Here is a 22380-nt window from a genome sequence, read left to right as displayed (position 1 = left end):
GGGCCGGGGTGGGTGTGGACCAGTACCAGTTCGGTAGCGGGCCAGGGTGGGCCGAGGTAGTTGTCTAGTACGGCCAGGTCGGCTTCGACGTCGTCGGGTGGCATCCGGTCGCCGGGGCGGCCGATGGTCAGGTGCGGGCGGAACGGCTTGTCGTCGGTGGGCACTCCGATCGCGGCCAGTTCGCCGCGGACCTCTCCGGCCAACGTCGCCAGGCGATCGACGTCGCCGTGCACGTCGACCCAGAGTACGGTGCTGCGGCCCTGCCCGAATCGGCCGCCGCCACCTAGCCGCAGCATGGGCGGCGGGCCGCCGCGAGCCGTGGCCACGGCGAGCTGTAGGGCCTGCTGCACGGCGGGCAACCGGGTGGGATCGACCTCGCCGAGAAAGGCGAGCGTGAGGTGGGCCTTACCAGGGTCGGCCAGCCGTACGTTCGTTCCGGCGGCTGCCGCCGCGCTGAGCCGCAGCCCGGCGACCTCGCTGAACAGGTGCCCGATCGCTTCGGCGGGCGGATAGACCGCGATGAAGAGTCGCACCGACGCAGGATGTCAGCTGGGACGAGAACGCGATGACCGGCCGCAGCGGCCTCGGCGCACACCAGCCGACGTGAGCATCCACCCGCACCCGTTCAGGAGTTGAGGATCCAACCCGCAGCCGTTCAGGAGTTGAGCATCCGCCCGCACCTGTTCAGGAGTGGCGCTGGTGTTGGCCGGGTCGGGTGGCCGGCAGGCGCAGGCCGGCGGCGTCCAGTTCGCCCTCGATCCGGACTCGTTCGATCTGCTGGTCGATGCCGGTCAACTCGGCCAGGTGTTCGGGGATGCCCAGCGCCCGGCACGCCAACCGGAGCCGGTCGTCGTACGCGTCGAGGACGCTGCTGTGCCACACCACTGCCGCACCACCGACCCGGTCCCGGCGCAGGCAGCGCAGGTCCGCCGCGAGCTGCTCCAACGGTCGCCGGTCGGGGCGGTCGAGGGCGCCGAGGGTGTCAGGGTCGGCGAGATCCTCGACGGCCACCGCCTGATTCAGCTGGGTGATCAGGCGGCGTTCCCGTCCCCGTTGCCGCCATTCGGCGAATCGGCAGGTGACACGGTCGAGGACCTCGTCGGCACAGACCACGAGTGCGATAAGCGCCGGTACGCAGACCACAGCGGCCAGCGCCAGGGACAGCAGCAGCAAGCGCAGGAACTCCACCCAACGAAGTTATGCTGTCGCGCAGCGTCACGTTGCTGATTTTCAGTATCTGACCGTCCGGCCGCCTCGACCGTGGTGCCCCGCTCAGGCCTCGGTGACGTAGAAGCGGGGCATCGGCAGGACCCGGAACCGCACCCGGGCACCGTCGCGGCGCAGCTGCCAGGCCAGCGCGAGCAGGGCGGTGGCGAGGGAGACCAGGCCGCCGGCCCAGATGCTGACGCCGGCACCGAAGGTCTCAGCGACCCAACCCACCAGCGGCGCACCGATCGGGTTGGTGCCCAGGAACACGAGCACCCACAGCGCCATCACCCGACCGCGGAACGCGGCGTCGGTGCCGAGCTGGACCCGCTGGTTGGCAGCCTGGGCGAAGTAGACCATGAAGAAGCCGGTCGGCGGCAGCAGCGCCACGACCGCCCAGTAGGTCGGCGCGAGCCCGACGAGGGTGCCGAAGACGGCGCAGGCGATCGCGGCACCGAGCACCAACCAGACGGACGGGCGACTACGTCGACCCGTACCGGCCAAGGCACCGGCCAGCGCACCGACCGCGAGGGTGGTGCTGAGCAGGCCGAACGAGGCCGCGCCGGTGTTGAACACGGTCTTCGCCAGCGCCGCCAGGGTGAGCTGGAAGTTGAACAGCGCCATCCCGATCACCGACATCACCACCATCGGCAGCAGCAGGTCGGGACGTCGGCCCACGTAACGCAGCCCGTCCATCACGGTGGCGGCGGCCCGTTCCTCACGCGGGAGCAGCGGAGGGCGGTTCAGCTCGGACGACCGCATCTGGATCACCGTGACCAGGGGTGCGATCGAGCTGAGCGCGGTGACCATGAAGACCGGCCCGACGTCGAACGCCGCGATGGCCAGGCCGGCGACGGCCGGTCCGACTATCCGGGCGGAGTTGAAGACGGCCGCGTTGAGCGAGAGCGCGTTGGGCAGCAGCCGGGTGCCGACCAGTTCGGAGACGAACGCCTGCCGGACCGGGGTCTCCACCGCGTTGGCCACACCGAGCAGGGCAGCGAAGACGAAGACGTGCCAGAGCTGGACCAGGCCGGTGATGACAAGCACGCTCATCGCCAGCGACAGCACCGTCCAGAAGGCGTTGGCGACGAAGAGGAGCATCCGCTTGTCGTACCGGTCGGCGAGCCGGCCGGAGATCAGCGTGAGCAGCAGTACGGGGGTGAACTGAAGCGCGACCACCACACCGAGCGCGGTGGCCGAGTCGTCGGAAAGCTCGAGGACCAGCCAGTCCTGGGCGATGAACATCATCCAGACGCCGATCAGTTTGACCAGTTGCCCGGATGCGAAAAGCCGGTAGTTGCGGACCTGTAAGGACTGGAACATCGTGCTCAACCGTGCCTGCACTCTCGGTGCGCCTCCTCGCGGTGGTACGCGTCGTCGACAACGGACGGCGCGGCGCGAAGCACACTCGGGTGTGCGGCGTCAGGCGCGGGAGATCTGCTGGAGAATCTCTGCGGCGTGTTGCAGAGTCTCCCGGTCGGCATCGCTCAGCTCGGTCAGCCGGCGGGCCAGCCATTCATCTCGGACCCGCTCGAACTGGTCGAGCACGGCCTGGCCCCCCGCGGTCACCGCGAGGATCACCTGCCGGCCGTCGGTCGGGTGGGGGGTGCGCTGCACGAGGCCGCGCTCCTCCAGCTTCGCGACGATCTTGGTCATCGTCGGTGGCTGCACCCGTTCGACGTCGGCGAGTTCCCGCGGCGTGAGCGCTCCACCCAGCCGGATGCTGGTGAGCGCGGACAACTGGGTGACCGTCAGGTCACCTACCGGCCGGGCCTGGCGGACCCGCCGGTTGAGCCGGGTGATCGCATCACGCAGCTGATGGGCCAGCTGCGCCGGTGGCATGCTCTGCGCCGTCACCGTCCGCTCCGTCACGATAGTTAGCCTAACTAATGAGCTTGCCGGACCGCAGCGAATATGACCACTCTCACCCGACTCGGGCCAGGTATGAGCGGATCACACCTGGCCCGGGTTCGGAAGAACGTCAGAACACCAGCGCCTCGATGGGACCGCGCAGGAAGTACACCACGAACAGTGCCGCCACTGCGTACAGCAACGGGTGGACCTCGCGGGCCTTGCCCTTGGCCAGCTTGATCACCACGTAGGTGATCAGGCCGGCACCGATGCCGTTGGAGATCGAGTAGGTGAACGGCATCAACACGATGGTGAGGAACGCCGGGATGGCGATCTCGTAGTCGGACCAGTCGATGGTCCGCACCGCGGTCATCATCAGGAAGCCGACCACCACAAGCGCGACGGACGCCGCCTCGAACGGCACGACCACCACCAGCGGGGCCAGGAACATGGCCAGCAGGAACAGCGCGCCGGTGACCAGGTTCGCCACGCCGGTCCGGGCACCCTCCGCGACACCTGCGGCACTTTCGATGTACGCGGTGTTGCTGGAGACGCTTGCCGCGCCGCCGGCCGCCGCGCCGATCGAGTCGACGAGCAGGATCTCCTTCGTACGCGGCGGGGTGCCCTGCTCGTCGAGCATGCTCCCTTCCTGCCCGACCGCGACCATCGTGCCCATGGTGTCGAAGAAGTCGGTGACCAGCAGGGTGAAGATGAACATCAACACGACCAGCCAGCCGGCCCGCCCCCAGGAGCCGAGCACGTTGAACTGACCGAGCAGCGACAGATCCGGCAGGTCGACGGGGTTGCTGGGCAGGGTCGGGACGTTCAGCGACCAGCCCTTCGGGTTCGGCACGCCGTTGACGAAGGACGGGCCGACGTTGCCGAGCGCCTCCACCACCATGGCCAGCGCGGTGGAACTGAAGATGCCGATCAGGATCGCGCCCTTGACCCGGCGTACCACAAGCACCAGGGTCAGCAGCAGACCCAGCACGAAGACAAGCGTCGGCCAGCTGGCGAGCTTGCCACCGATGCCCAGACCGAGCGGCACGGTGCTGTTCGCCGCGTCCGGGATGCGGCGGACGAAACCGGCGTCGACCAGACCGATGATGGTCAGGAACAGGCCGATGCCGACGCCGATGGCCGTCTTCATCTGGGTCGGCACCGAGCGGAACACGGCGGTACGCAGGCCGGTCAGCACCAGCACCGCGATGATCACACCCTCGATCACCACCAGGCCCATGGCATCGGCCCAGGTCATCTGCGGCGCGATCTCGTACGCCACCAGGGCGTTGACGCCGAGGCCGGCGGCGACGGCCAGCGGGAACCGGCCGACCACGCCCATCAGGATGGTCATCAGACCGGCGACCAGCGCGGTGGCCGCGGCGATCGCCGGAATCGCGAGGGCCTTGCCGTCACCGTCGACGGCACCGCCGAGGATGAGCGGGTTGAGCACCACGATGTACGCCATCGTGAAGAAGGTGGCCAGACCACCCCGTAGCTCGCGGGTCATCGTCGAGCCACGCGCGGTGACCTCGAAGTACCGGTCGAAGCGGCTGACCGGCCGACTGGGGTCGGGCGGTGTGTTGTCGAGCGGCGCTACTGACATCAGGAACCTCACAGCGAATGATCAGGTCGTCGCGCGCATCGTCCCAGATGGCAGGCGGTCCCGGAAGTTCTGTCGCGTACTCTGAGCAGGTGCCGAAGCAGCAGCCGCGTCCTGAACCACTCGATCCGCCGATGGTGCCGTTCGCGCTGGCCGGCATTGTCGCGTGGGCGGTGGCCGGGGTGGTGCTGCTCCTCTTCCGGGACCGGCTGGCCGCGAGCGGGAACGAGGACTGGCTCTGGATCTGCCTTGCCGGCTTTCTGTGGGGCTTCCCCGGTCTGGCCGTGATGATGCGGCACGACGCCCACCGACGCCGCCGCCGCGCCGCCAACTGACCGCCACCATCCCGGCCGGACGACCGAGCGTGGTTGATCAGGAGTGGCCGTACGGCTCCGCAGGCTCACCCGACTCGACCGACCCCGGTGCCCGGGATACCGACATCGGCTCCACCGCGCTGTCGTCGTAGACGGCGGGCACCTCCTCCACCGCCGTCTCGGCCTCGACAAGCGTCTCCGAGTGCGCACCACAGCCGTGGTCGGTGCTGACCACCCGGCCGTCGTCCGGGGCGTAGAAGTTGCCGCAGACACCGAAGCACTGCCGCAACTGCCCGGCGAGCGGCAGGTAGAAACCGCAGGTGCCGCACCGCGCGGCGGCCGGGGCGGAGGTGGAGATCGGCGCCGACGGGCCGTGGTCGCCGTCGTACCAGCGCTGGGCCGCCTCGGCCCGTCCCTCCCGCGACAACACCCGGGCCCGGCCCAGGCCCAACTCCCAGGCGGTCTCCTCCACCGCCGGGTCGTCGGAGAGCAGGTAGCCGGGCGCGAGTCGATCGTCGTCGGCGGGCGTGGGCAGCAGATCACCCGGACCGAGATCACCGGGCTTGAGCCGCTCCTGCCACGGCAGCCAGCCGGGCGCGAGCAGCGCGTCCGGCCCGGGCAGCAGCACGGTCTCGCAGATCGTCACGGTACGGCTGCGCGGCACCCGGGTCACCGTGACCGCCCACCGCCAGCCGCGATAGCCGGCAAGCAGGCATTCGAAGTAGTGGGTGACGAGCCGATCGCCCTCGGCGACAGCCTGGAGATGTTCACCGACTTCGGTGGCGTCCACCTCGGTGATGCCGGCACGCGCCACCTCGACGGCGGCGGCGCAGACCTGGTCGAGACGAGCGGCGCGGGCGGAGACAGGCCTGGTCACCCAACCATTGTTCCCCATGGGTGGGGCCGACCGTGAGGCACTCCCCGGAGGTGTTCTCCGACGGTGGTGCGGCATCCGGCCAGACGATAGGTCAGGATGGGTGCCATGCCGCTGTCCTCCCACTCCGAGCGGTCCCTCCTGGGGCGGACCGTCGGCACCGGCATCCGTGCCATTCGGCTGCTGTTCCGCGGGTCGGTCAACGGTGGCCGCTGGGTGACGCACAGCGCCGCCCGCGCCCGGGCCCGGGGTGCCGGCGGCGAGACCGGCATGGTCCGCCTGTTCGATCTGCATGCGGTCTCCTGCGCCGGGGACACCCTGATCGCCATCGGCCTGGCCGGCACGATCTTCTTCAACGTTCCGCTCGGCGAGGCCCGCAGCAAGGTCGCCCTCTACCTGCTGGTGACCATGGTGCCGTTCGCCATGCTCGCCCCGGTGGTCGGGCCACTGCTCGACCACTTCCGGCACGGCCGGCGGTACGCCCTGGCCACGACGATGCTCGGCCGGGCGTTCCTGGCCTGGATGATCTCCGATTACATCCACGGCTTCGGGCTCTATCCGGCGGCCTTCGGGGTGCTCGCGCTGTCCCGGGCGTACGGGGTGGCCCGCTCCGCGGCGGTTCCCCGGCTCCTGCCCGAAGGGCTCGGCCTGTCCCAGGTCGGCGCCCGAGCCAGCGTGTACGGCACGGTCGCCGGTGCCCTGGTCGCGCCGATCGGCCTGGCCGCGTTCTGGTTCGGGGCGCAGTGGCCGTTACGGGTCGCCTCGGTCATCTTCCTGGTCGGCATGGTGATCGCCCTGCGGCTGCCGCCCAGGGCCGACTCCGAACCACCCGAGCGGGTGCCCCGACCGTTGCGGGCGCTGCGACGAGCCACCGGCGACCGCCCGCTGGGACGGGGACGTCCCGCCGGCCGCCTGGTGATCTCGAACCTGATCGGGGCGGCGACACTACGCGCGCTCTACGGCTTCCTGCTGCTCTTCCTGGCCTTCACCATCAAGGCCGGCGACCTGACCACTGTGTTGTTCGGCCGCGACCTGGGTGACAAGGGTGCGCTGGGCCTGGTCGGCGGGGCACTGGCCGTCGGCACCTTCCTGGCCACCGCGCTCGGCACCCGACTACGCATCCACCGGCCGACCGCGCTCCAGTCCAGCGGCATGATCATCGTGGCCGGGGTGGCCGTCTTCGCCACGTTGTACTTCTCCCTGCTGATGGTCACCCTGCTCTGCGTGGTCGCCGCGATGATGAGCGGCATCGCGAAGCTCGCCGTGGACGCCTCGATCCAGGAACGCATCCCGGAACGGCTCCGGGCCAGCTCCTTCGCCCACTCCGAGACGGTGTTGATGCTCGCCTTCGTGGCCGGCGGCGGGCTGGGACTCGTACCTTTCCATGGTCGGATCGGCATCGCCGTCGCCGCCGGGGTCGGGGTGCTGGCCGCCGCGCGAGGGCTGCTGATGGCGCACCGGTTGCGCGCCGAACGGCTCTGTGGCCGGCCGCTGACCGACGAGGAACTGACGGAGACGGAGCGGGACGCCGACGCCCGGGCCGCCAAGGAGCAGGCCGACCGGGACCGGAAGGCAGCCGAGAACGCCGAGGACAACGCGCCCACCTCCCCCGCTCCCGTCCAGGGCGGTTCGACCCCGCCGGAGCCGGATCTGGCGCCGCCGGGCTTCCACATCTACCGGCCCTCCTCGACGGTGACCGGGTCCGGCAGCGGTGAGGACGAGCCGCGGCGCAGCTCGCCAGGGTCGGTGTCGTGACCGATCTGCTCGTGGTCACCGCGGTACCCGCCGAGGCCGAGGCGATCCAGGCCGGCCTCGACGGTTCGACAGTCGTGGTGGTCCCGGTCGGCGTGGGACCGGCCGTCGCCGGTGCGGCGACGGCCCGACTGCTCGCCTTCGCCGAGGCTGCCGGCCGACCGTACCGTGGGGTGGTCAGCGCGGGCGTGGCCGGCGGCTTCGCCGACCGGGTGGCGGTCGGCGACACGGTGCTCGGCAGCCGATCCGTCGCCGCCGACCTGGGCGCGGAGTCACCCGACGGCTTCATCCCCATCGACGAGTTGGGCATGCCGGCCGAGCTTCTCGGCTGCGGCCCGGCCGTGTCCGCCGACGCGGAACTGCTGACCACCCTGCGTACGGCGTTGCCGTCGGCCACCGTGGGCCCGGTGCTTACCGTCAACACCGTGACCGGCACCGCGGCCAGCACCGAGGCGCTACGCCGACGGCACCCGGACGCGGTGGCCGAGGCCATGGAGGGGTACGGCGTGGCCGTCGCGGCCCGTCATGCCGGCATCGCCTTCGTCGAACTGCGTACCATCTCGAACCCGATCGGCCCGCGCGACCGCGACGCCTGGCGACTGGGCGACGCACTCGCCGCCCTGACCACCGCCGCCACCCTCGCCCTACGCTGACCGGTCGATCAGCTGGGCCTGGTCCGCTGCCACCAGGCCACTCGCCCCACCCGTCCACCTGTGGACAACCCTGTGGACAAGTGGACAGCCGGCTGTGGGATGTGACCGGGCAGGCGCGGCCCGCCTGCCACTCGACGTCGTCCGACCAGGCGGGGATACGGTGGGGACGTGGCGCTCTCGATGGCGATCTCGCCCTGCCCCAACGACACGTTCGTCTTCCACGCGCTGGTGCACGGGCAGGTGCCCGGGGCGCCGGCGGTCGAGGTGACGTACGCCGACGTGGACGTGACCAACACGGCCGCCGAGCGCGGCGCGTTCGACCTGGTGAAGGTGAGTTACGCGGCGCTGCCGTGGCTGCTGGACGACTACCACCTGCTGCCCTGCGGCGGTGCGCTGGGGCGTGGCTGTGGGCCGCTGGTGCTGACCCGGGCCGATCGCGACGGCGGGCCGGACCGCACCGATCTGCGCGACGCCACAGTGGCGGTGCCCGGCGACCGGACCACGGCGTACCTGCTGTTCCGGCTCTGGTCGGCCGGAAGAACCCCCCGGCGCATCGAGGTGGTGCCGTTCCACGAGATCATGCCCGGCGTCGCCGCTGGGCGGTACGACGCCGGGCTGGTGATCCACGAAGCCCGCTTCACCTACCCGCGCCACGGGCTGACCGCGCTTGTCGACCTGGGCGAGTGGTGGGAAGGCGACACCGGCCTGCCGATCCCGCTCGGGGCCATCCTGGCCCGACGCGGCGTGGTCGACCCGCAGCAGGCCGCCGGATGGATCCAGGAGTCGGTCCGGCAGGCCTGGGCCGACCCGGCGGCCAGTCGGGCGTACGTGCTGGAGCACGCCCAGGAGATGGAGCCCGACGTGGTGGACCGGCACATCGGCCTCTACGTCAACGAGTTCACCGCCGACCTGGGATCCGCCGGGTTCGCTGCCGTCGAGGCGCTGCTCGGCCGGGCCGCCGACGCCGGGCTCGTGCCTCAGACCTCCAGCTCGCGGGCGACCGCGTGGACCAGTTGAGCGATCTTCTGGGCCGTCTTGCGATCCGGGAAGCGACCCCGGCGCAGGTCCGGCTGGACCTTCGCCTCCAGCACCTTGATCATGTCTTCGACCAGGCCGTGCAGCTCCTCGGCCGGACGGCGGCGCAGCTCCGCCACGGACGGCGGGGCCTCCAGCAGCTTGACACCCATCGCCTGCGTGCCGCGCCGGCTGTCGACCACACTGAAGTCGATGCGCTGGCCGCCCTTCAGGTCGGTGACACCCGCCGGTAGCGCGGCCTTTGGCAGGAACACGTCGCCACCCTCGTCACTGGTGACGAACCCGTATCCCTTGGTCGCGTCGTACCACTTCACTCGACCCGTAGGCACCTGAAATCCCCTGCTTCGCTTGAGACATCTACTGCGTCAAGGCTAGCCGGATCATGCCGTCGAGTGCCGCCGGGAATCCGGTGAGATCGGGCAGCACCGCCGCGGCGCCGGCCGCGCGCAGCTCATCGACGGAACACGGGCCGGTCGCGACCGCGATTCCGGGCACGGCCGCAGCCTTGGCGGCCACCATGTCCGCCACGTGATCGCCGACATAGTATGTCGCACCGTGCTCGCGCAGCGCCGCCGCCTTCTCCTCGGCGAACAGGTCCCCGGCCAGCTCGTCCACGGCCAGCCCGAGATGGTCCAGGTGCAGCCTGGCCAGCCGACCGAGCTTCGAGGTGACCACGACCACCCGCCCGCCGCGCTCGCGTACCGCGTCCAGGGCGGTCCGGGCGCCGGGCAACGGCACCGTCGGCGTGATCGCGTACGCCGGGTAGAGCTCCCGGAAGATGCGAACCGCCTCGTCGACCTGCTCGGCCGGGAACCAGCGGGCGATCTCGGTGCGCAGTGGCGGACCGAGCCGGGACACCGCCGCCTCGGCGTCGACGGGAACACCGGTCTGTGCGGTCAGCGCGCGGTAGGTCGCGGCGATGCCGGGACGGGAGTCGACCAGGGTCATGTCGAGGTCGAACCCGACTGTCAGAAGGGGCATTCTGGGAAAGCTACCCGGTCGGCCCCCAGGGCAGCCCGGTCGTCCGGTGGGCGCAACCCGGCCCGGCCGGGCTAGCGTGGAACGACAATGAGCACCTCACTCGCCGACCACCTACGGTCGCTGCCCGACGAGTCCCTGGCCGCGTTGCTGCAACTGCGGCCCGACCTCGTCGTGCCGGTCCCCGCCGACGTCGCCGCGCTGGCCATCCGGGCCCAGTCACGGGTTTCGGTGTCGCGCGCCCTGGACGGGCTGGACCAGTTCACCCTCCAGATCATGGATGCCGCCCGGTTGACCCGTGATCCGGTCGACGGCACCACCTCGGTCGACGGGGTCCTCGCCCTGGCCACCACCGGCCCCCACCCACCCGCGCCCACCTCCGTCCGGGCCGCCATCGACCGGCTGCGGGCGCGTTTCCTGGTGTACGGCCCCGACCATCAGTTGCAGCTCGTCGGCGGCATCGACGAGATCTCCCCGTACCCGGCGGGGCTCGGCCGTCCGGCGGCGGAGCTGGACGCACGCACGGCCGCACTCTGCGCGGACCCGGCGAAGCTGCGCCGGACCCTGCTTGCCGCACCGCCGTCGGCGCGGGCGATCCTGGACCGGCTGGCGGCCGGGCCACCGGTCGGCAGCGTGCCGCCCGGCGCGTTGCAGGCCCCGGCGACCGGCAGCGACGACGAGCTGCCTCCCGACGAGACAAACGGTGGGGCACCCACCGGTTCTCCGGTGCGCTGGCTGGTCGACCACCGACTGCTGGTGCGGGTCGCCGGCGGTAAGGGCGGCACCAGCGGCATGGTCGAGCTGCCCCGGGAGATCGGGTTGCTGCTGCGCCGCGACACCGGCCCGCTGGGACCGCTGAGCGCCGGCCCGCCGCCGGTGGCCAGCACGCCACGCGAACCGAAGGCCGTCGACTCCGCCGGGGCCGGGCAGACCATGGAGGTGGTACGCCACACCGAGGCGCTGCTGGAGCAGTTGGCCGCCGAACCGGCGCCGGTGCTGCGTTCCGGCGGCATCGGCGTCCGTGATCTGCGGCGACTGGCCCGCGTCACCGGGCTTGACGAACCGACGGCGGCGCTGCTGCTGGAGGTGGCGTACGCGGCCGGTCTGGCCGGCGAGATGGAACTGTCCGCAAGCGCCAGCCGGTACGGCGCGGACCAGCAGGTGCTGCCCACCGCCGGATACGAGTTGTGGCGGGCCGGTTCGCTGGCCCAACGCTGGGAGCAGTTGGCCCGCGCCTGGCTGACCATGACCCGCCAGGTGGGGCTCATCGGCCAGCGCGACGACCGGGACCGGCCGATCACGGTGTTCTCCGCCGAGGCGGAACGGGCCGGTGCGCCGGCCGCCCGACGGGCGGTGCTCGGCGTGCTCGCCGACCTGGAACCGGCCGCCGCACCCACCGTCGACGAGGTGCTGGCGCTGCTCGACTGGCGGGCCCCGCGTCGCAGCCGGGGCCGGGAGGCCGCCCACCGGGAGGTGCTCGCCGAGGCGACAACGCTGGGCGTGACCGGGCTGGGGGCGCTCACCTCGTACGGGCGGCTGCTGGTGGCCGAGGCGACCGCGGCCGAGGAGCGGGACAGCGACGACCCGCTCGGCTTGCGTAACGAGAGCGAGGACGCCGGTGGCACCGCGGTACGGGTGCTGGACGGCCTGCTGCCCGCCCCGGTGGATCACTTCCTGGTGCAGGCGGACCTGACCGTGGTGGTTCCCGGGCCGGCGGAGCCGGCGCTCGCCGCCGAACTGGACGCGATAGCCGAACCCGAGTCCGCCGGTGGGGCCAGCGTGTACCGGGTGACCTCGGGCAGTGTGCGCCGGGCGTTGGACGCCGGCTACTCGGCCGACGACCTGCACGAGCTGTTCCGTCGCCGCTCCCGCACCCCGATCCCGCAGGGGTTGACGTACCTGGTCGACGACGTGGCCCGCCGGCACGGTGGGCTGCGGGTCGGTTCGGCCGGGGCGTACCTGCGCAGCGACGACGAGGCGTTGCTGACCGAGTTGCTTGCCGACCGGCGGGTCGAGGAGTTGACGCTGCGTCGACTCGCGCCGACGGTGCTCGTCACCCCGTACCAGAGCGGCCGGATGTTGGCGGTGCTGCGGGAGGCCGGCTACGCGCCGGTCGCCGAGGACGCCACCGGCACGGCCGTACTGACCCGGGCCAGGGCCCGACGGGCCGCCGCGCGGGTGTCGGTGGCGACCCGGGCGATCGACCCGCTCACCACCGCGCGCCTGCCGCTGCCCCGCCTGCTCGGGGTGGTCGAGCAGATCCGCCGGGGCGATGCCACGGCCCGGGCGGCCCGGCGGGCTCCCGCAGCGGTACGCGGATCCGCAGCCTCGACCGGTCCGGCCCCCGCACACAGTCACGCCGACGCCCTGGCCGTGCTGCAACAGGCGATCCGCGACAAGGCGCTGGTCTGGGTCGGCTACGTCGACGCGCACGGGGCGACCGCGTCCCGGCTGGTCCGCCCGGTCTCCCTCGGCGCCGGCTACCTGCGTGCCGAGGACGAGCGGACGGAGATGCTGCACACCTTCGCGCTGCACCGGATCACTGCGGCAGTGCTGGAGAAGTGACCTCCGGGGCGCCGGTCAGCGCCGGCTGCGGCGCACCGAACCGACGATCGCCACGATCAGCAGCAGGGCGAAGCCGGTGCCGGCGGCTTCGCCTACCGAATCGATGAAACCCTGCTGGAGCACGAGCCAGCCGAACAGGAACCAGCCGAACAGCAGCGCCCCGACGACCGCGTACGCCACCACTGTCGCGGTGGAGACGGGTTCCGCGGACTCGGCCTTGTCGCGTTCAAGGATCAGTTCCTGGTCAACGGACATCTGCCCTCCCCGTACGGTCCGGCCTGTCATCCCAGAGTGTCATCCCGGGCGGCAACCGGCCAGCACCGCGCCGACCGGCCCCGGCGGCTTCTACCCGTCGACGAGTACGCCGAATCCGGCGGAAGGTCGGCCCGGGCGTGCCGCTCGCCCCCGTTGGCTTGTCCGCGACGGCGGCAAGGGCCCCCGCTTCCTGGCCCGCCTGATCGCGGATCGAACGCGCACGCACCGCGCCGACCTGGGAGACGAGTGACCAACCGGTCACGACAGTCGTCTCCCCAGTAGCAAGACGTGGTTCCGATCGGAAAAGGTTGCAGCCCGCGTACGCATTCTTCGTGCCGGTTTCTGCGTGTAACACTGGATGGTCGCCCGGTGGCAGGTCAGGCACCTACCGTGCCGACCCGATCGGCCGTACGGAGGAGGAGATTCGGCGTGAGCGGTGGACCCCTGATCGTCCAGTCGGACAAGACGCTGCTGCTGGAGATCGACCATCCCGACGCGCAGGCCTGCCGGATGGCCATCGCGCCCTTCGCCGAGCTGGAACGCTCCCCCGAGCACGTGCACACCTACCGGCTGACCCCGCTCGGGTTGTGGAACGCCCGCGCCGCCGGCCACGACGCCGAGGGCGTGGTGGACGCCCTGATCAAGTACTCCCGCTACCCGGTGCCGCACGCCCTGCTGGTCGACGTGGCCGAGACCATGGACCGGTACGGCCGACTCCAACTCGCCAACGACCCGGTGCACGGGCTGGTGCTGCGCGCCCTGGACCGAATGGTGCTGATCGAGGTCGCCAAGAGCAAGAAGCTCGCCGGGATGCTCGGCGCCAAGCTCGACGACGACACCATCGCGGTGCATCCGTCCGAACGTGGCCGACTCAAGCAGGCCCTGCTCAAGCTCGGCTGGCCGGCGGAGGACCTGGCCGGGTACGTCGACGGCGAGGCGCACCCGATCGAGCTGGCCGAGTCCGGCAAGGACGGGGGCAAGCCGTTCACGCTGCGGTCGTACCAGCGCGAGGCGGTGGAGGCATTCTGGGCCGGCGGCTCGGGCGTGGTGGTACTGCCCTGCGGCGCCGGCAAGACGCTCGTCGGTGCGGCGGCGATGGCCGAGGCGAAGGCGACCACGCTGATCCTGGTCACCAACACCGTCGCCGGTCGACAGTGGAAACGCGAGCTGATCGCCCGTACCTCGCTGACCGAGGAGGAGATCGGCGAGTACTCCGGCGAGCGCAAGGAGATCCGGCCGGTCACCATCGCCACGTACCAGGTGCTGACCTCGCGTCGCGGCGGCGCGTTCACCCACCTGGACCTGTTCGGGGCCCGCGACTGGGGCCTTGTCGTCTACGACGAGGTGCACCTGCTGCCCGCGCCGATCTTCCGCTTCACCGCCGACCTCCAGGCCCGCCGCCGGCTGGGCCTGACCGCCACCCTGGTCCGTGAGGACGGCCGGGAGGGCGACGTGTTCAGCCTGATCGGCCCGAAGCGCTACGACGCCCCCTGGAAGGACATCGAGTCGCAGGGCTGGATCGCCCCGGCCCAGTGCACCGAGGTACGGGTGACCCTGACCGACGCCGAGCGGATGTCGTACGCGACCGCCGAGGCCGAGGAGCGCTACCGGATGGCAGCCACCGCCCGCACCAAACTGCCGGTGGTGAAGGCACTTGTGGACCGGCATCCGGAGGAGCAGACCCTGGTCATCGGCGCGTACATCGACCAGCTGCACCAGCTGGGCGAATACCTGGACGCGCCGATCGTGCAGGGGTCGACGACCAACAAGGAACGCGAGCGGCTCTTCGACGCGTTCCGTTCCGGGTCGCTGCGTACCTTGGTGATCTCCAAGGTGGGGAACTTCTCCATCGACCTGCCCGAGGCGGCGGTGGCGATCCAGGTGTCGGGCACCTTCGGCTCGCGGCAGGAGGAGGCGCAACGGCTGGGCCGGGTGCTGCGGCCCAAGGCCGACGGCCGGCAGGCGCACTTCTACACGGTCGTCTCCCGGGACACCATCGACACCGAGTACGCCGCCCACCGCCAGCGCTTCCTCGCCGAGCAGGGGTACGCGTACACCATCGTCGACGCCGACGACGTCCTCGGCCCGACGCTGCCCTCGTTCGACTGAACGGCAGGGCTCGGCCGGTCAGGCGGCTCGGAGTTTGCGCAGGACGTACTGGTTGAGGCTCAGGCCGTCCTCTGCGGCCTGGATGGCGAGTTCCCGGTGCAGGCTCTCCCCGACGCGCAGGTTGAACTTGCCCGAATAGCTGCGCTCCGCGAACGGCAGCGGCACCTGCTCACCCTGGTCCTGCATGTCCTCGATAACCTCACGCAGCAGCTCCTGAAGCCCTTGCAGAGCCTCGACCTGCGAGGGAGCCAGCCAGGACAGCGAGGGAAGCTCGGCAACGGTGGCAACGAACTCGCGATCCTCGGCGGACCAGGTGACACGGTAGGTGTAGTGGGTGATCTCGGGGTGGGGATCGGGTTGCATCACATGGCCTCCTTCTTGTCGATCGCCCTGAGTACCTGCCGGACCTGGTACACCTTTGCCTTGCCTTTGTCGTTCTGGATGTTGACGCGTGGATCTCCCGCCCAGGGCATCTTGAACACCGCATGGGAGGTGCCGGCTTGCCGTGGCTTCCCGAAGTAGTGTTCGCACACCCTATAGAGATCGTTGTAGGCGATGTTCTGCTGACTCTTTCGCATCGCTGCAACGAGCTTGTCTATGGACGGCACAGCACCATGGTACTACCAGCGGTACCATGTCTCCAACCACTCAACCGGCTCCTCCTGCGGCCTGGGGATGTTCGTCCGTCGTTCATGTGTGCTCGCCATCACCGGCACGGCCCACGCCGGGGCGCAACGCTGTACCAGCTCGGCAAGGCTGCGCCCGGGTTCCCGAGCATCGTCTCCGGCCCGGACGCCACCGGCGCGCCGATCGGCTGGGGTGCGCTCGGCGCCCTCTCCGCCGCCCCGAAGCAGCCGCACCTGCTCTACAGCGTGGCCGATGCGGCGTACGCGAAGACCCAGATCTTCACCATCGACGCCCGCAGGAACCCGGCGGTGATCATCAACGCGTTGCCGGTCCGCGACGAGCGCGGCGAGCCGGTCGGCTACGACGCCGAAGGCATCTTCGCCCGCCCGCAGGGCGGCTTCTGGCTGGCCGTCGAGGGTGCCACCGGTCCCGGCAACAAGCTGGTCCGGGTCGACGCCGCCGGGGTGACCCGGCAGGTCGTGCCGCTGCCCGCCGACGTCGCCGCCGGCCTGGGCAAGCAGGGCTTCGAGGGGGTCACCGCGACCACCGACAAGCGGGGCCGGGAGATCGTCTGGGCGGTGCTGCAGCGGGAGGTCGCCACCGACCCGGCGGGCGTGGTCCGCATCGGCCGGTACGACGTCAGCACCGGCACGTGGAGCTGGTTCGGTTACCGGCTGGAGCGCACCTCGGTGCCGGGCGACTGGATGGGGCTGTCCGAGGTGACAGTGGTCGGCGATCGGCTGGCTGTGATCGAACGCGACAAGCTCAACGGCCCAGCCGCCGCGGTCAAGCGGATCTACACGGTGGAACTGCCCACCGGCCCGGCCGCCCCCGGCCCGCTGCGGGTGCTGCCGAAGCGGCTCGCCCTGGACGTCCTCCCCGCGCTGCGGGCCGACAACGGCTGGGCGCAGGAGAAGCTGGAAGGTCTGACCGTGGCCGGCAACGGCCAGGTGTACGCGATCACCGACAACGACGGTGTGCAGGACGCGACCGGCGAGACGGTACTGCTCCGCCTCGGCCCCAGCGCGAAGGTCTTCGGCCGCCGCTGACGGCTTGAGGCGCGGTTCGGCAATCCGCTTGATCAACTTCGTTACGGCGTAATGGTGGTTTCCTGCCAGCCTGGATACCGCCGTTACGCCGTAACGGTGGCGGTGATCCGGCCCGGTTAGCGGAGGTGGGGCGGGTTTGGTCGGCCCCTGATTCGGGGCATGGTGGGCGCGGCGGCGGATCTAGAGGATGCGGGTGACCTGCTCGGCGGCGGCTACGGCGTCCCGGTCGGCGGGGTCGAGGTTGGCGCAGAGCAGCACCGACGCTCCGGCCGACAGGGGCGCTAGCAGCCACTTCAGCGGCAGGTCGTGCTCGGCGACGTCGACCAGCAGGCGGTCACCTACCCGCAGGTCCCAGCTGTCGGCCAGCTCCCGCGCCAGCCCGCCCCACTGGCTGTAGGTGGTGCCGTCCGGGCTGACCGGGTCGGTGGCCTGCAGCAGGGGGCGGTCGGTCGGGGCGGCGTCGTGCCGCAGCACCTCGGTCGACCAGTCGAGCCAGCCGGCCGGCACGTCGGCCAGGGGTTCCGGGGCGGTGCCGACAAGGTAGCGGTGCAGCCCGTCCGGTACGTCCTCCAGCCAGTCGTCGAGCCGTTCCGGCGTGACCAGGACCGCGTCGTACGGTCGGTCGCCGCCGGGCTCAAGCACCGGTAGCCCGGCGGTGGCGCGCGGCCGGAACGACACCTCCAGCCCGACCGCCCAGGCACCCAGCAGAACCGCGGCCGTACGCCAGTGCGGCGGCAGCAGCACCGCCACCCGGCTACCCGGCGTCAGGCCGCAGCCGTCACGCAGCAGCCCGGCGGCCCGCGCCGACCACTCGCCCAGCTCGGCGGCGGTCAGCTGTTGGCGCTGCCCGGTCCGGTGATCGAGGTAGGTGATCAGCGGCTGGTCCCGCTCGGCGAGGCCGACGGCGGACAGCACGGGCAGCGCAGCAGACATACCGCACTTCCTACTCTTACCGCGCCGACCTGTCCAGCGGCGTTAACAAGGGGCCCTTCCTCTACCGGAGGCGTTAATAAGGTGCCCTTCCTTACCGCTCGGGCAGCGCAGGGCCGGGGTCGAGCAGGGGGGCGAGCAGGTCGCCGTGTTCGTCGGCTCGGCTCAGCACTTCGCCTGCGGTGTACGGCCGCGACGACGGGCGCTTGCCGGCCGCACCGGCGGCGACCTCGTCCCAGGTCAACGGCGCGGAGACGGACGGTACCGGCTGGGCGCGCAGCGAGTACGGCGCGACAGTCGTCTTCGCCGCGTTGTTCTGGCTCCAGTCGATGAAGATCTTGCCGGGTCGGAGGTTCTTCGCCATCTTCGACACGATCAGCTTCGGGTGTTCACGTTCCAACTCCTGCGCGATCCGTCGGGCGTAGCCCGACACGTCGTCGGAGGACTGGGTACCGGCGATCGGGCAGCTCAGTTGCATGCCCTTCTTGCCGGAGGTCTTCGGGTACGCGTCCACCCCGTCGGCGGCGAGCCGGTCGCGCAGCAGCAGCGCCACCTGGCAGCACTGCTTCAGCGACGCCGGGGCACCCGGGTCCAGGTCGACCACCATCAGGTCGGGGTGTTCGCCGATCTTCCACTGCGGAGTGTGCAGTTCCAGCGCGGCGAGGTTGGCCAACCAGACCAGGGTGGGCAGGTCGTCGGCGACCACGTAGTCGATGGTTTCCCGTCCCTTGCTCGACCCGGGGGCGGGCAGGTTCTCGGTGCGTACCCAGGAGGGGGTTGCGGCCGGGGCGTTCTTCTCGAAGAACGAGTTGCCGTCGACTCCGTTCGGGTAGCGGATCCGGGTCAGCGCCCGGTCCGCCAGGTGCGGCAGCAGCACCGGGGCGATCCGGGTGTAGTAGTCGATCACCTCGCCCTTGGTGAAGCCGGCCTGCGGGTAGAGCACCTTGTCCAGGTTGGACAGGTCCAGGGTGCGGCCCTGCACCTCGACCCGGAACCGGTCAGCTGGCATCGTCGACCTCCTCGGCCGGCTTGTCCGGTCGCAGCCGCAGGATCCGGGGGAACCGCAGCCGCCCGTCCGGGGTGCGCTGGCCGTACTTCACCTCCACCACCACCTGTGGGGTTACCCAGATCGCGCCCCGGGCATCCTCGCGCGGCACACCGGCGGCGAACGGCGAGGTGGGAGTGCGCAGCGGCTCCAGCTCGCGCAGCAGTTCCCGTTCGATCGCCGCGCCGATGCCGCCGCCGACCCGACCCCGGTAGGTGAGTCGTCCGTCGGCACCGGGCACCCCGACCAGCAGCCCACCGATCTTGCGGGCGCCGGGCCGCCAGCCACCGACCACGAAGTCGCCGGTCACCTCCAGTTTGACCTTCACCCAGTCCGGTGAGCGCACCCCGGGTCGGTAGGTCGAGTCGACCCGTTTGGCCATCACCCCCTCCAGGCCGTGCTCACCGGCGGCGGAGTAGGTGGCCGCGCCGTCGAAGAAGACAGGTGGCACCGCCCACCGCGCCGCACCCAGGCCCAGCTCGTCGAGGGCCTCCCGGCGGCGGGCGTACGGCCAGCCGGTGAGGTCCTCGCCCCGCAACCGGAGCAGGTCGAAGATCATGTACGTGACGGGGACGGTCGCCGCCAGGCGGGCCGCCTTCGCCCGGTCCCGCACGTGCATCCTCTCCGCGAGTGCGGTGAATGACGGGCGTCCCGCCTGGTCGAAGAGGACCACCTCACCGTCGAGCAGTGCGTCGTCGACCTGCTCGGCGAGCGTGATCAGTTCCGGGTAGGCGGCGGTGATCTCCACACCGGAGCGGGCGTACAGGTGCTGCCGACCAGCGGCGATGTCCGCCAGGGCGCGTACGCCGTCCCACTTGAACTCGTACGCCCAGCCGGCACCGACCGGGAGTTGCCCGGTCATCGCGAGCATCGGTTTGAGCGGCGCGCCGGGCACCATCCGACTGTAGTACCAGGCCGAACACCTCGCGTCACGTTCGCTCGGGTGCGAGCATGGTCGATACCGGCGAAGGGAGTACGGGATGCGGGCCATCTGGAAGGGAGCCGTGTCGTTCGGTCTGGTCTCGATCGGGGTGAAGCTGTACTCCGCGACCGAGGAGAAGGACATCCGGTTCCACCAGGTGCACCGGGAGGACGGCGGACGGATCCGGTACAAGCGCACCTGCCAGGTCTGCGGCGAGGAGGTCAGCTATGACGACATCGCCAAGGGCTACGACATCGGTGGCGGGGAGATGGTCATTCTCACCGATGAGGACTTCGCCGATCTGCCGTTGACCACCTCGCACGCGATCGACGTGCTGGAGTTCGTGCCGGCCGAGCAGGTCGATCCGATCCTCTACAACAAGGCGTACTTCCTGGAGCCGGAGGGCACCGCGACCAAGCCGTACCTGCTGCTGCGCGACGCCCTGACCGACTCGGAGCGGGTGGCGATAGTCAAGGTGGCGTTGCGCCAGCGGGAGCAGTTGGCCACCCTGCGGGTCCGCGACGGGGTGTTGCTGCTGAACACCATGCTCTGGCCGGACGAGATCCGTAAGCCGGACTTCGGCTTCCTCGACGAGGACCTGAAGATCCGCCCGCCGGAGCTGGCCATGGCCACCTCGCTGATCGACTCGATGGCCGGTGACTTCCATCCGGACGAGTTCACCGACGACTACCGGGCGGCGTTGCAGGAGGTCATCGACGCCAAGGTGGAGGGCCGCGAGGTGGTGCAGCCGGAGGAGGCCGAGGAGGCCCCGGCCGCCGCAGTCGACCTGATGGCCGCGCTGAAGGCGTCGGTCGAGCGGGCCCGCGCGGCCCGGGGCGAGGAACCGGCCGGTGGTGGCGCCGGCGAGCCGACCCCGATCACCTCGGCGCGTTCCGCCCAGCAGAAGAAGGCGGCGGCCAAGGCCCCGGCGAAGAAGGCCGCCGCCAAGAGGGCCGCTCCGAAGAAGGCCGAGACCGCCAAGAAGACCGAGACCGCCAAGAAGGCCGCCCCCAAGGCGGCGGAGAAGAAGGCCGCCAAGAAGGCCGCTCCGAAGAAGGCTGCCCGCAAGACCGCCTGACCCGCTCCGGCCGTGATCTGTGCGGCCCGCAGGCCCCACATGCGTCCCAACGACCCTCTGCGGTCCCACTGGTCACGATCGACCGTCGGAACCGCGCCGGCCACCAGGTACCGTGTGTCGGCGACGGCGTCCGTGGCCGGACGCATCCACCTCTGCGCAGGGAGTCGAGGACGTGAGCGAGCACGCGGGCGGGCAGGAAAGCAAGGCACGGCGGCGGTTGGCCGAACAGTTGGCCGAACAGAAGGCAGCCGAGGCCAAACGCCGCAAGCAGGCCTGGGCCGGCGCGTTCGCCGCCGTGGCCGTGGTCGCGGTGCTGATCACCGTGTTCGTGATGATCGGCCAGCGCGGCGGCGACGAGCCCGAGCAGGTCGCCGGTGAGCCGTCGGCCACGCCGACGCAGGGTGCCCCCCAGGACACGCCGCCCGTCCCGCAGTTGCCCGAGGGGGCCGACCCGGCGCTGGGCACCCAGCCGGAGGTTAAGGCCGGTGAGGGCAAGCTCGACAAGCTCGTCGTGACTCCGCTGATCGAGGGCACCGGCCCGAAGGTCGAGGCGGGCCAGTCGATCACCGTCAACTACATCGGGGTGTTCTACGAGAACGGCGAGGAGTTCGACTCCTCGTGGAGCCGGGGTGAGCCGGCCACCTTCCCGATCGGTGTCGGACAGGTCATCGAGGGCTGGGACCGGGGCCTGGTCGGGGTGACCGTGGGCAGCCGGGTGCAGCTGGACATCCCGGCCGAGCAGGCGTACGGCGACGGTGCCGGTGGACGTCCGGGTGGCCCGCTGCGCTTCGTGGTCGACATCCTCGCCGCCCAGTAGGGGGTAGCGGTGACGGCGTGGGACGACCCGGCACAGGCTGCCCGGTTGATGTGGACCTGTTTCGAGCCGGTGCACGCCGTCACCTACTTCCATCCGCGTGCCCGGGCCGCGTACGAGGCGGTCGGGCTGCGCGGGTACTGGCGTGGTTATTTCGCGGGCCGGGCCGCGCCGCTGGGGCCGGTCGGCCCGGCGCCGGTGGTGGCCGCCTTCTACACCTTCGCCCCGCACATGGTTGCCCGGGCCCTGCCGTCGATCTGGCAGTTGGCCGACCCGGAGCAGGCGCTGCGGGCCCGGCTGACCGGTGCGGTGCAGGCGCTCGCCGAGTTGACGTACGAGCTGCCCGAGCGGCACTTGGCGGAGGCCGCGGAGCTGCTCGAAGCCGCCGCCGAGGGGGTCGGTACGGCCCCCGGGCGGGTGCTCGGGGCGGCCAACGCCGCCCTGCCGCGCGGCGACTATCCGCTGGCCCGGCTCTGGCAGGCGGCGACGACGCTACGTGAGCATCGCGGCGACGGGCATGTGGCCGCGCTGGTCGCCGCCGACCTGGACCCGGTCGAGGCGCTGGCCTGGCGGGTGGCGGACGGAATGGCGGCACAGTCCCTGCAGGGCCGAGGCTGGTCCGACCACGAGTGGGCACAGGTCCAGTCCCGCCTGACCACCCGTGGCTGGCTGACCGCGATGCGCCGGGGCTGGCCGTACGTGATCTGGAAGTACGCGGCG

General features: G+C 71.1%; 24 protein-coding genes. 10 read left to right on the top strand and 14 right to left on the bottom strand.

Features of this window, described 5'->3' with window-relative positions; all coding sequences use genetic code 11:
- The 5 genes from thpR to C1A38_RS26825 all read right to left on the bottom strand — a co-directional run.
- A partial coding sequence (gene thpR, locus C1A38_RS26845; RefSeq protein WP_102660495.1) for an RNA 2',3'-cyclic phosphodiesterase occupies positions 1–533 on the bottom strand: 533 nt, incomplete at its 3' end.
- 151 nt (positions 534–684) lie between these two features.
- Positions 685–1188, bottom strand: a complete 504-nt coding sequence (locus C1A38_RS26840; protein WP_102660494.1) for a hypothetical protein — start codon at positions 1186–1188, stop codon at positions 685–687.
- An 84-nt stretch (positions 1189–1272) separates the two neighbouring features.
- Positions 1273–2550, bottom strand: a complete 1278-nt coding sequence (locus C1A38_RS26835) for an MFS transporter (protein ID WP_102660493.1) — start codon at positions 2548–2550, stop codon at positions 1273–1275.
- A 78-nt stretch (positions 2551–2628) separates the two neighbouring features.
- Entirely contained in the window at positions 2629–3078 is a 450-nt protein-coding gene (locus C1A38_RS26830; RefSeq protein ID WP_043719449.1) for a MarR family winged helix-turn-helix transcriptional regulator, read from the bottom strand.
- Between the two features lie 109 nt (positions 3079–3187).
- Positions 3188–4663 carry an NCS2 family permease gene (locus C1A38_RS26825; protein WP_102660492.1) on the bottom strand — a complete coding sequence of 492 codons (1476 nt, stop codon included), beginning with the start codon at positions 4661–4663 and terminating at the stop codon, positions 3188–3190.
- An 89-nt stretch (positions 4664–4752) separates the two neighbouring features.
- Between C1A38_RS26825 and C1A38_RS26820 the strand changes: the two genes are divergently transcribed.
- The gene (locus C1A38_RS26820; RefSeq protein WP_233197041.1) at positions 4753–4995 is read left to right on the top strand and encodes a DUF2530 domain-containing protein; all 243 of its coding nucleotides are present in this window, start codon (positions 4753–4755) and stop codon (positions 4993–4995) included.
- A 37-nt stretch (positions 4996–5032) separates the two neighbouring features.
- Here the strand turns inward: C1A38_RS26820 and C1A38_RS26815 are convergent, their stop codons facing one another.
- On the bottom strand, positions 5033–5869 hold the full coding sequence (locus C1A38_RS26815; protein WP_102660490.1) for a DUF3027 domain-containing protein: 837 nt from the start codon (positions 5867–5869) through the stop codon (positions 5033–5035).
- A gap of 87 nt (positions 5870–5956) precedes the next feature.
- Here C1A38_RS26815 and C1A38_RS26810 point away from each other — a divergent pair, with 87 nt between their 5' ends.
- The 3 genes from C1A38_RS26810 to C1A38_RS26800 all read left to right on the top strand — a co-directional run bounded on the left by C1A38_RS26810 (position 5957) and on the right by C1A38_RS26800 (position 9270).
- On the top strand, positions 5957–7603 hold the full coding sequence (locus C1A38_RS26810; RefSeq protein WP_102660498.1) for an MFS transporter: 1647 nt from the start codon (positions 5957–5959) through the stop codon (positions 7601–7603).
- Entirely contained in the window at positions 7600–8253 is a 654-nt protein-coding gene (locus tag C1A38_RS26805; protein ID WP_102660489.1) for a futalosine hydrolase, read from the top strand. Before C1A38_RS26810 ends, C1A38_RS26805 begins: the two co-directional genes overlap by 4 nt.
- A gap of 168 nt (positions 8254–8421) precedes the next feature.
- Positions 8422–9270 carry a 1,4-dihydroxy-6-naphtoate synthase gene (locus tag C1A38_RS26800; protein ID WP_102660488.1) on the top strand — a complete coding sequence of 283 codons (849 nt, stop codon included), beginning with the start codon at positions 8422–8424 and terminating at the stop codon, positions 9268–9270.
- On the opposite strand, the gene C1A38_RS26795 is transcribed toward C1A38_RS26800, so the two are convergent.
- Positions 9231–9617, bottom strand: a complete 387-nt coding sequence (locus C1A38_RS26795; RefSeq protein WP_013731110.1) for a cold-shock protein — start codon at positions 9615–9617, stop codon at positions 9231–9233. The genes C1A38_RS26800 and C1A38_RS26795 overlap by 40 nt on opposite strands.
- Positions 9618–9645: 28 nt before the next feature.
- The gene (locus C1A38_RS26790) at positions 9646–10269 is read right to left on the bottom strand and encodes an HAD family hydrolase (RefSeq protein WP_102660487.1); all 624 of its coding nucleotides are present in this window, start codon (positions 10267–10269) and stop codon (positions 9646–9648) included.
- An 87-nt stretch (positions 10270–10356) separates the two neighbouring features.
- Here C1A38_RS26790 and C1A38_RS26785 point away from each other — a divergent pair, with 87 nt between their 5' ends.
- On the top strand, positions 10357–12831 hold the full coding sequence (locus C1A38_RS26785) for a helicase-associated domain-containing protein (RefSeq protein WP_102660486.1): 2475 nt from the start codon (positions 10357–10359) through the stop codon (positions 12829–12831).
- A 15-nt stretch (positions 12832–12846) separates the two neighbouring features.
- On the opposite strand, the gene C1A38_RS26780 is transcribed toward C1A38_RS26785, so the two are convergent.
- Entirely contained in the window at positions 12847–13086 is a 240-nt protein-coding gene (locus C1A38_RS26780) for a hypothetical protein (RefSeq protein WP_013731107.1), read from the bottom strand.
- Between the two features lie 429 nt (positions 13087–13515).
- Between C1A38_RS26780 and C1A38_RS26775 the strand changes: the two genes are divergently transcribed.
- The gene (locus C1A38_RS26775; protein ID WP_102660485.1) at positions 13516–15195 is read left to right on the top strand and encodes a DNA repair helicase XPB; all 1680 of its coding nucleotides are present in this window, start codon (positions 13516–13518) and stop codon (positions 15193–15195) included.
- 18 nt (positions 15196–15213) lie between these two features.
- On the opposite strand, the gene C1A38_RS26770 is transcribed toward C1A38_RS26775, so the two are convergent.
- Positions 15214–15558: a type II toxin-antitoxin system HicB family antitoxin gene (locus tag C1A38_RS26770; RefSeq protein WP_102660484.1), complete on the bottom strand. Its 345-nt coding sequence runs from the start codon at positions 15556–15558 to the stop codon at positions 15214–15216.
- Positions 15558–15803, bottom strand: a complete 246-nt coding sequence (locus C1A38_RS26765; RefSeq protein WP_233197040.1) for a toxin HicA — start codon at positions 15801–15803, stop codon at positions 15558–15560. Before C1A38_RS26765 ends, C1A38_RS26770 begins: the two co-directional genes overlap by 1 nt.
- An 84-nt stretch (positions 15804–15887) precedes the next feature.
- Here C1A38_RS26765 and C1A38_RS26760 point away from each other — a divergent pair, with 84 nt between their 5' ends.
- Positions 15888–16871, top strand: coding sequence for an esterase-like activity of phytase family protein (locus tag C1A38_RS26760; RefSeq protein ID WP_233197039.1), 984 nt, complete (start codon positions 15888–15890; stop codon positions 16869–16871).
- 180 nt (positions 16872–17051) lie between these two features.
- Here the strand turns inward: C1A38_RS26760 and C1A38_RS26755 are convergent, their stop codons facing one another.
- The 3 genes from C1A38_RS26755 to ligD (C1A38_RS26745) form a co-directional block, all read right to left on the bottom strand.
- Positions 17052–17804, bottom strand: coding sequence for a TIGR03089 family protein (locus tag C1A38_RS26755; protein ID WP_102660482.1), 753 nt, complete (start codon positions 17802–17804; stop codon positions 17052–17054).
- 91 nt (positions 17805–17895) lie between these two features.
- Positions 17896–18810: a non-homologous end-joining DNA ligase gene (ligD, locus tag C1A38_RS26750; protein WP_102660481.1), complete on the bottom strand. Its 915-nt coding sequence runs from the start codon at positions 18808–18810 to the stop codon at positions 17896–17898.
- On the bottom strand, positions 18800–19741 hold the full coding sequence (gene ligD / locus C1A38_RS26745) for a non-homologous end-joining DNA ligase (RefSeq protein WP_102660497.1): 942 nt from the start codon (positions 19739–19741) through the stop codon (positions 18800–18802). The genes ligD (C1A38_RS26750) and ligD (C1A38_RS26745) overlap by 11 nt, the downstream gene beginning before the upstream one ends.
- Positions 19742–19826: 85 nt before the next feature.
- Here ligD (C1A38_RS26745) and ku point away from each other — a divergent pair, with 85 nt between their 5' ends.
- The 3 genes from ku to C1A38_RS26730 form a co-directional block, all read left to right on the top strand.
- Positions 19827–20846 carry a non-homologous end joining protein Ku gene (gene ku, locus C1A38_RS26740; RefSeq protein ID WP_102660480.1) on the top strand — a complete coding sequence of 340 codons (1020 nt, stop codon included), beginning with the start codon at positions 19827–19829 and terminating at the stop codon, positions 20844–20846.
- A gap of 172 nt (positions 20847–21018) precedes the next feature.
- Positions 21019–21663, top strand: a complete 645-nt coding sequence (locus C1A38_RS26735; protein WP_233197038.1) for an FKBP-type peptidyl-prolyl cis-trans isomerase — start codon at positions 21019–21021, stop codon at positions 21661–21663.
- A 48-nt stretch (positions 21664–21711) separates the two neighbouring features.
- Positions 21712–22380: SCO6745 family protein (locus tag C1A38_RS26730; RefSeq protein WP_102660496.1), on the top strand; the 669-nt coding region annotated here is incomplete at its 3' end.

The organism is Verrucosispora sp. ts21 (assembly GCF_002879555.1).
Classification (GTDB): Bacteria; Actinomycetota; Actinomycetes; order Mycobacteriales; family Micromonosporaceae; genus Micromonospora; species Micromonospora gifhornensis.
Note: the sequence above shows the minus strand (reverse complement) of the source record. Positions and strands in the feature narration are given on the sequence as shown.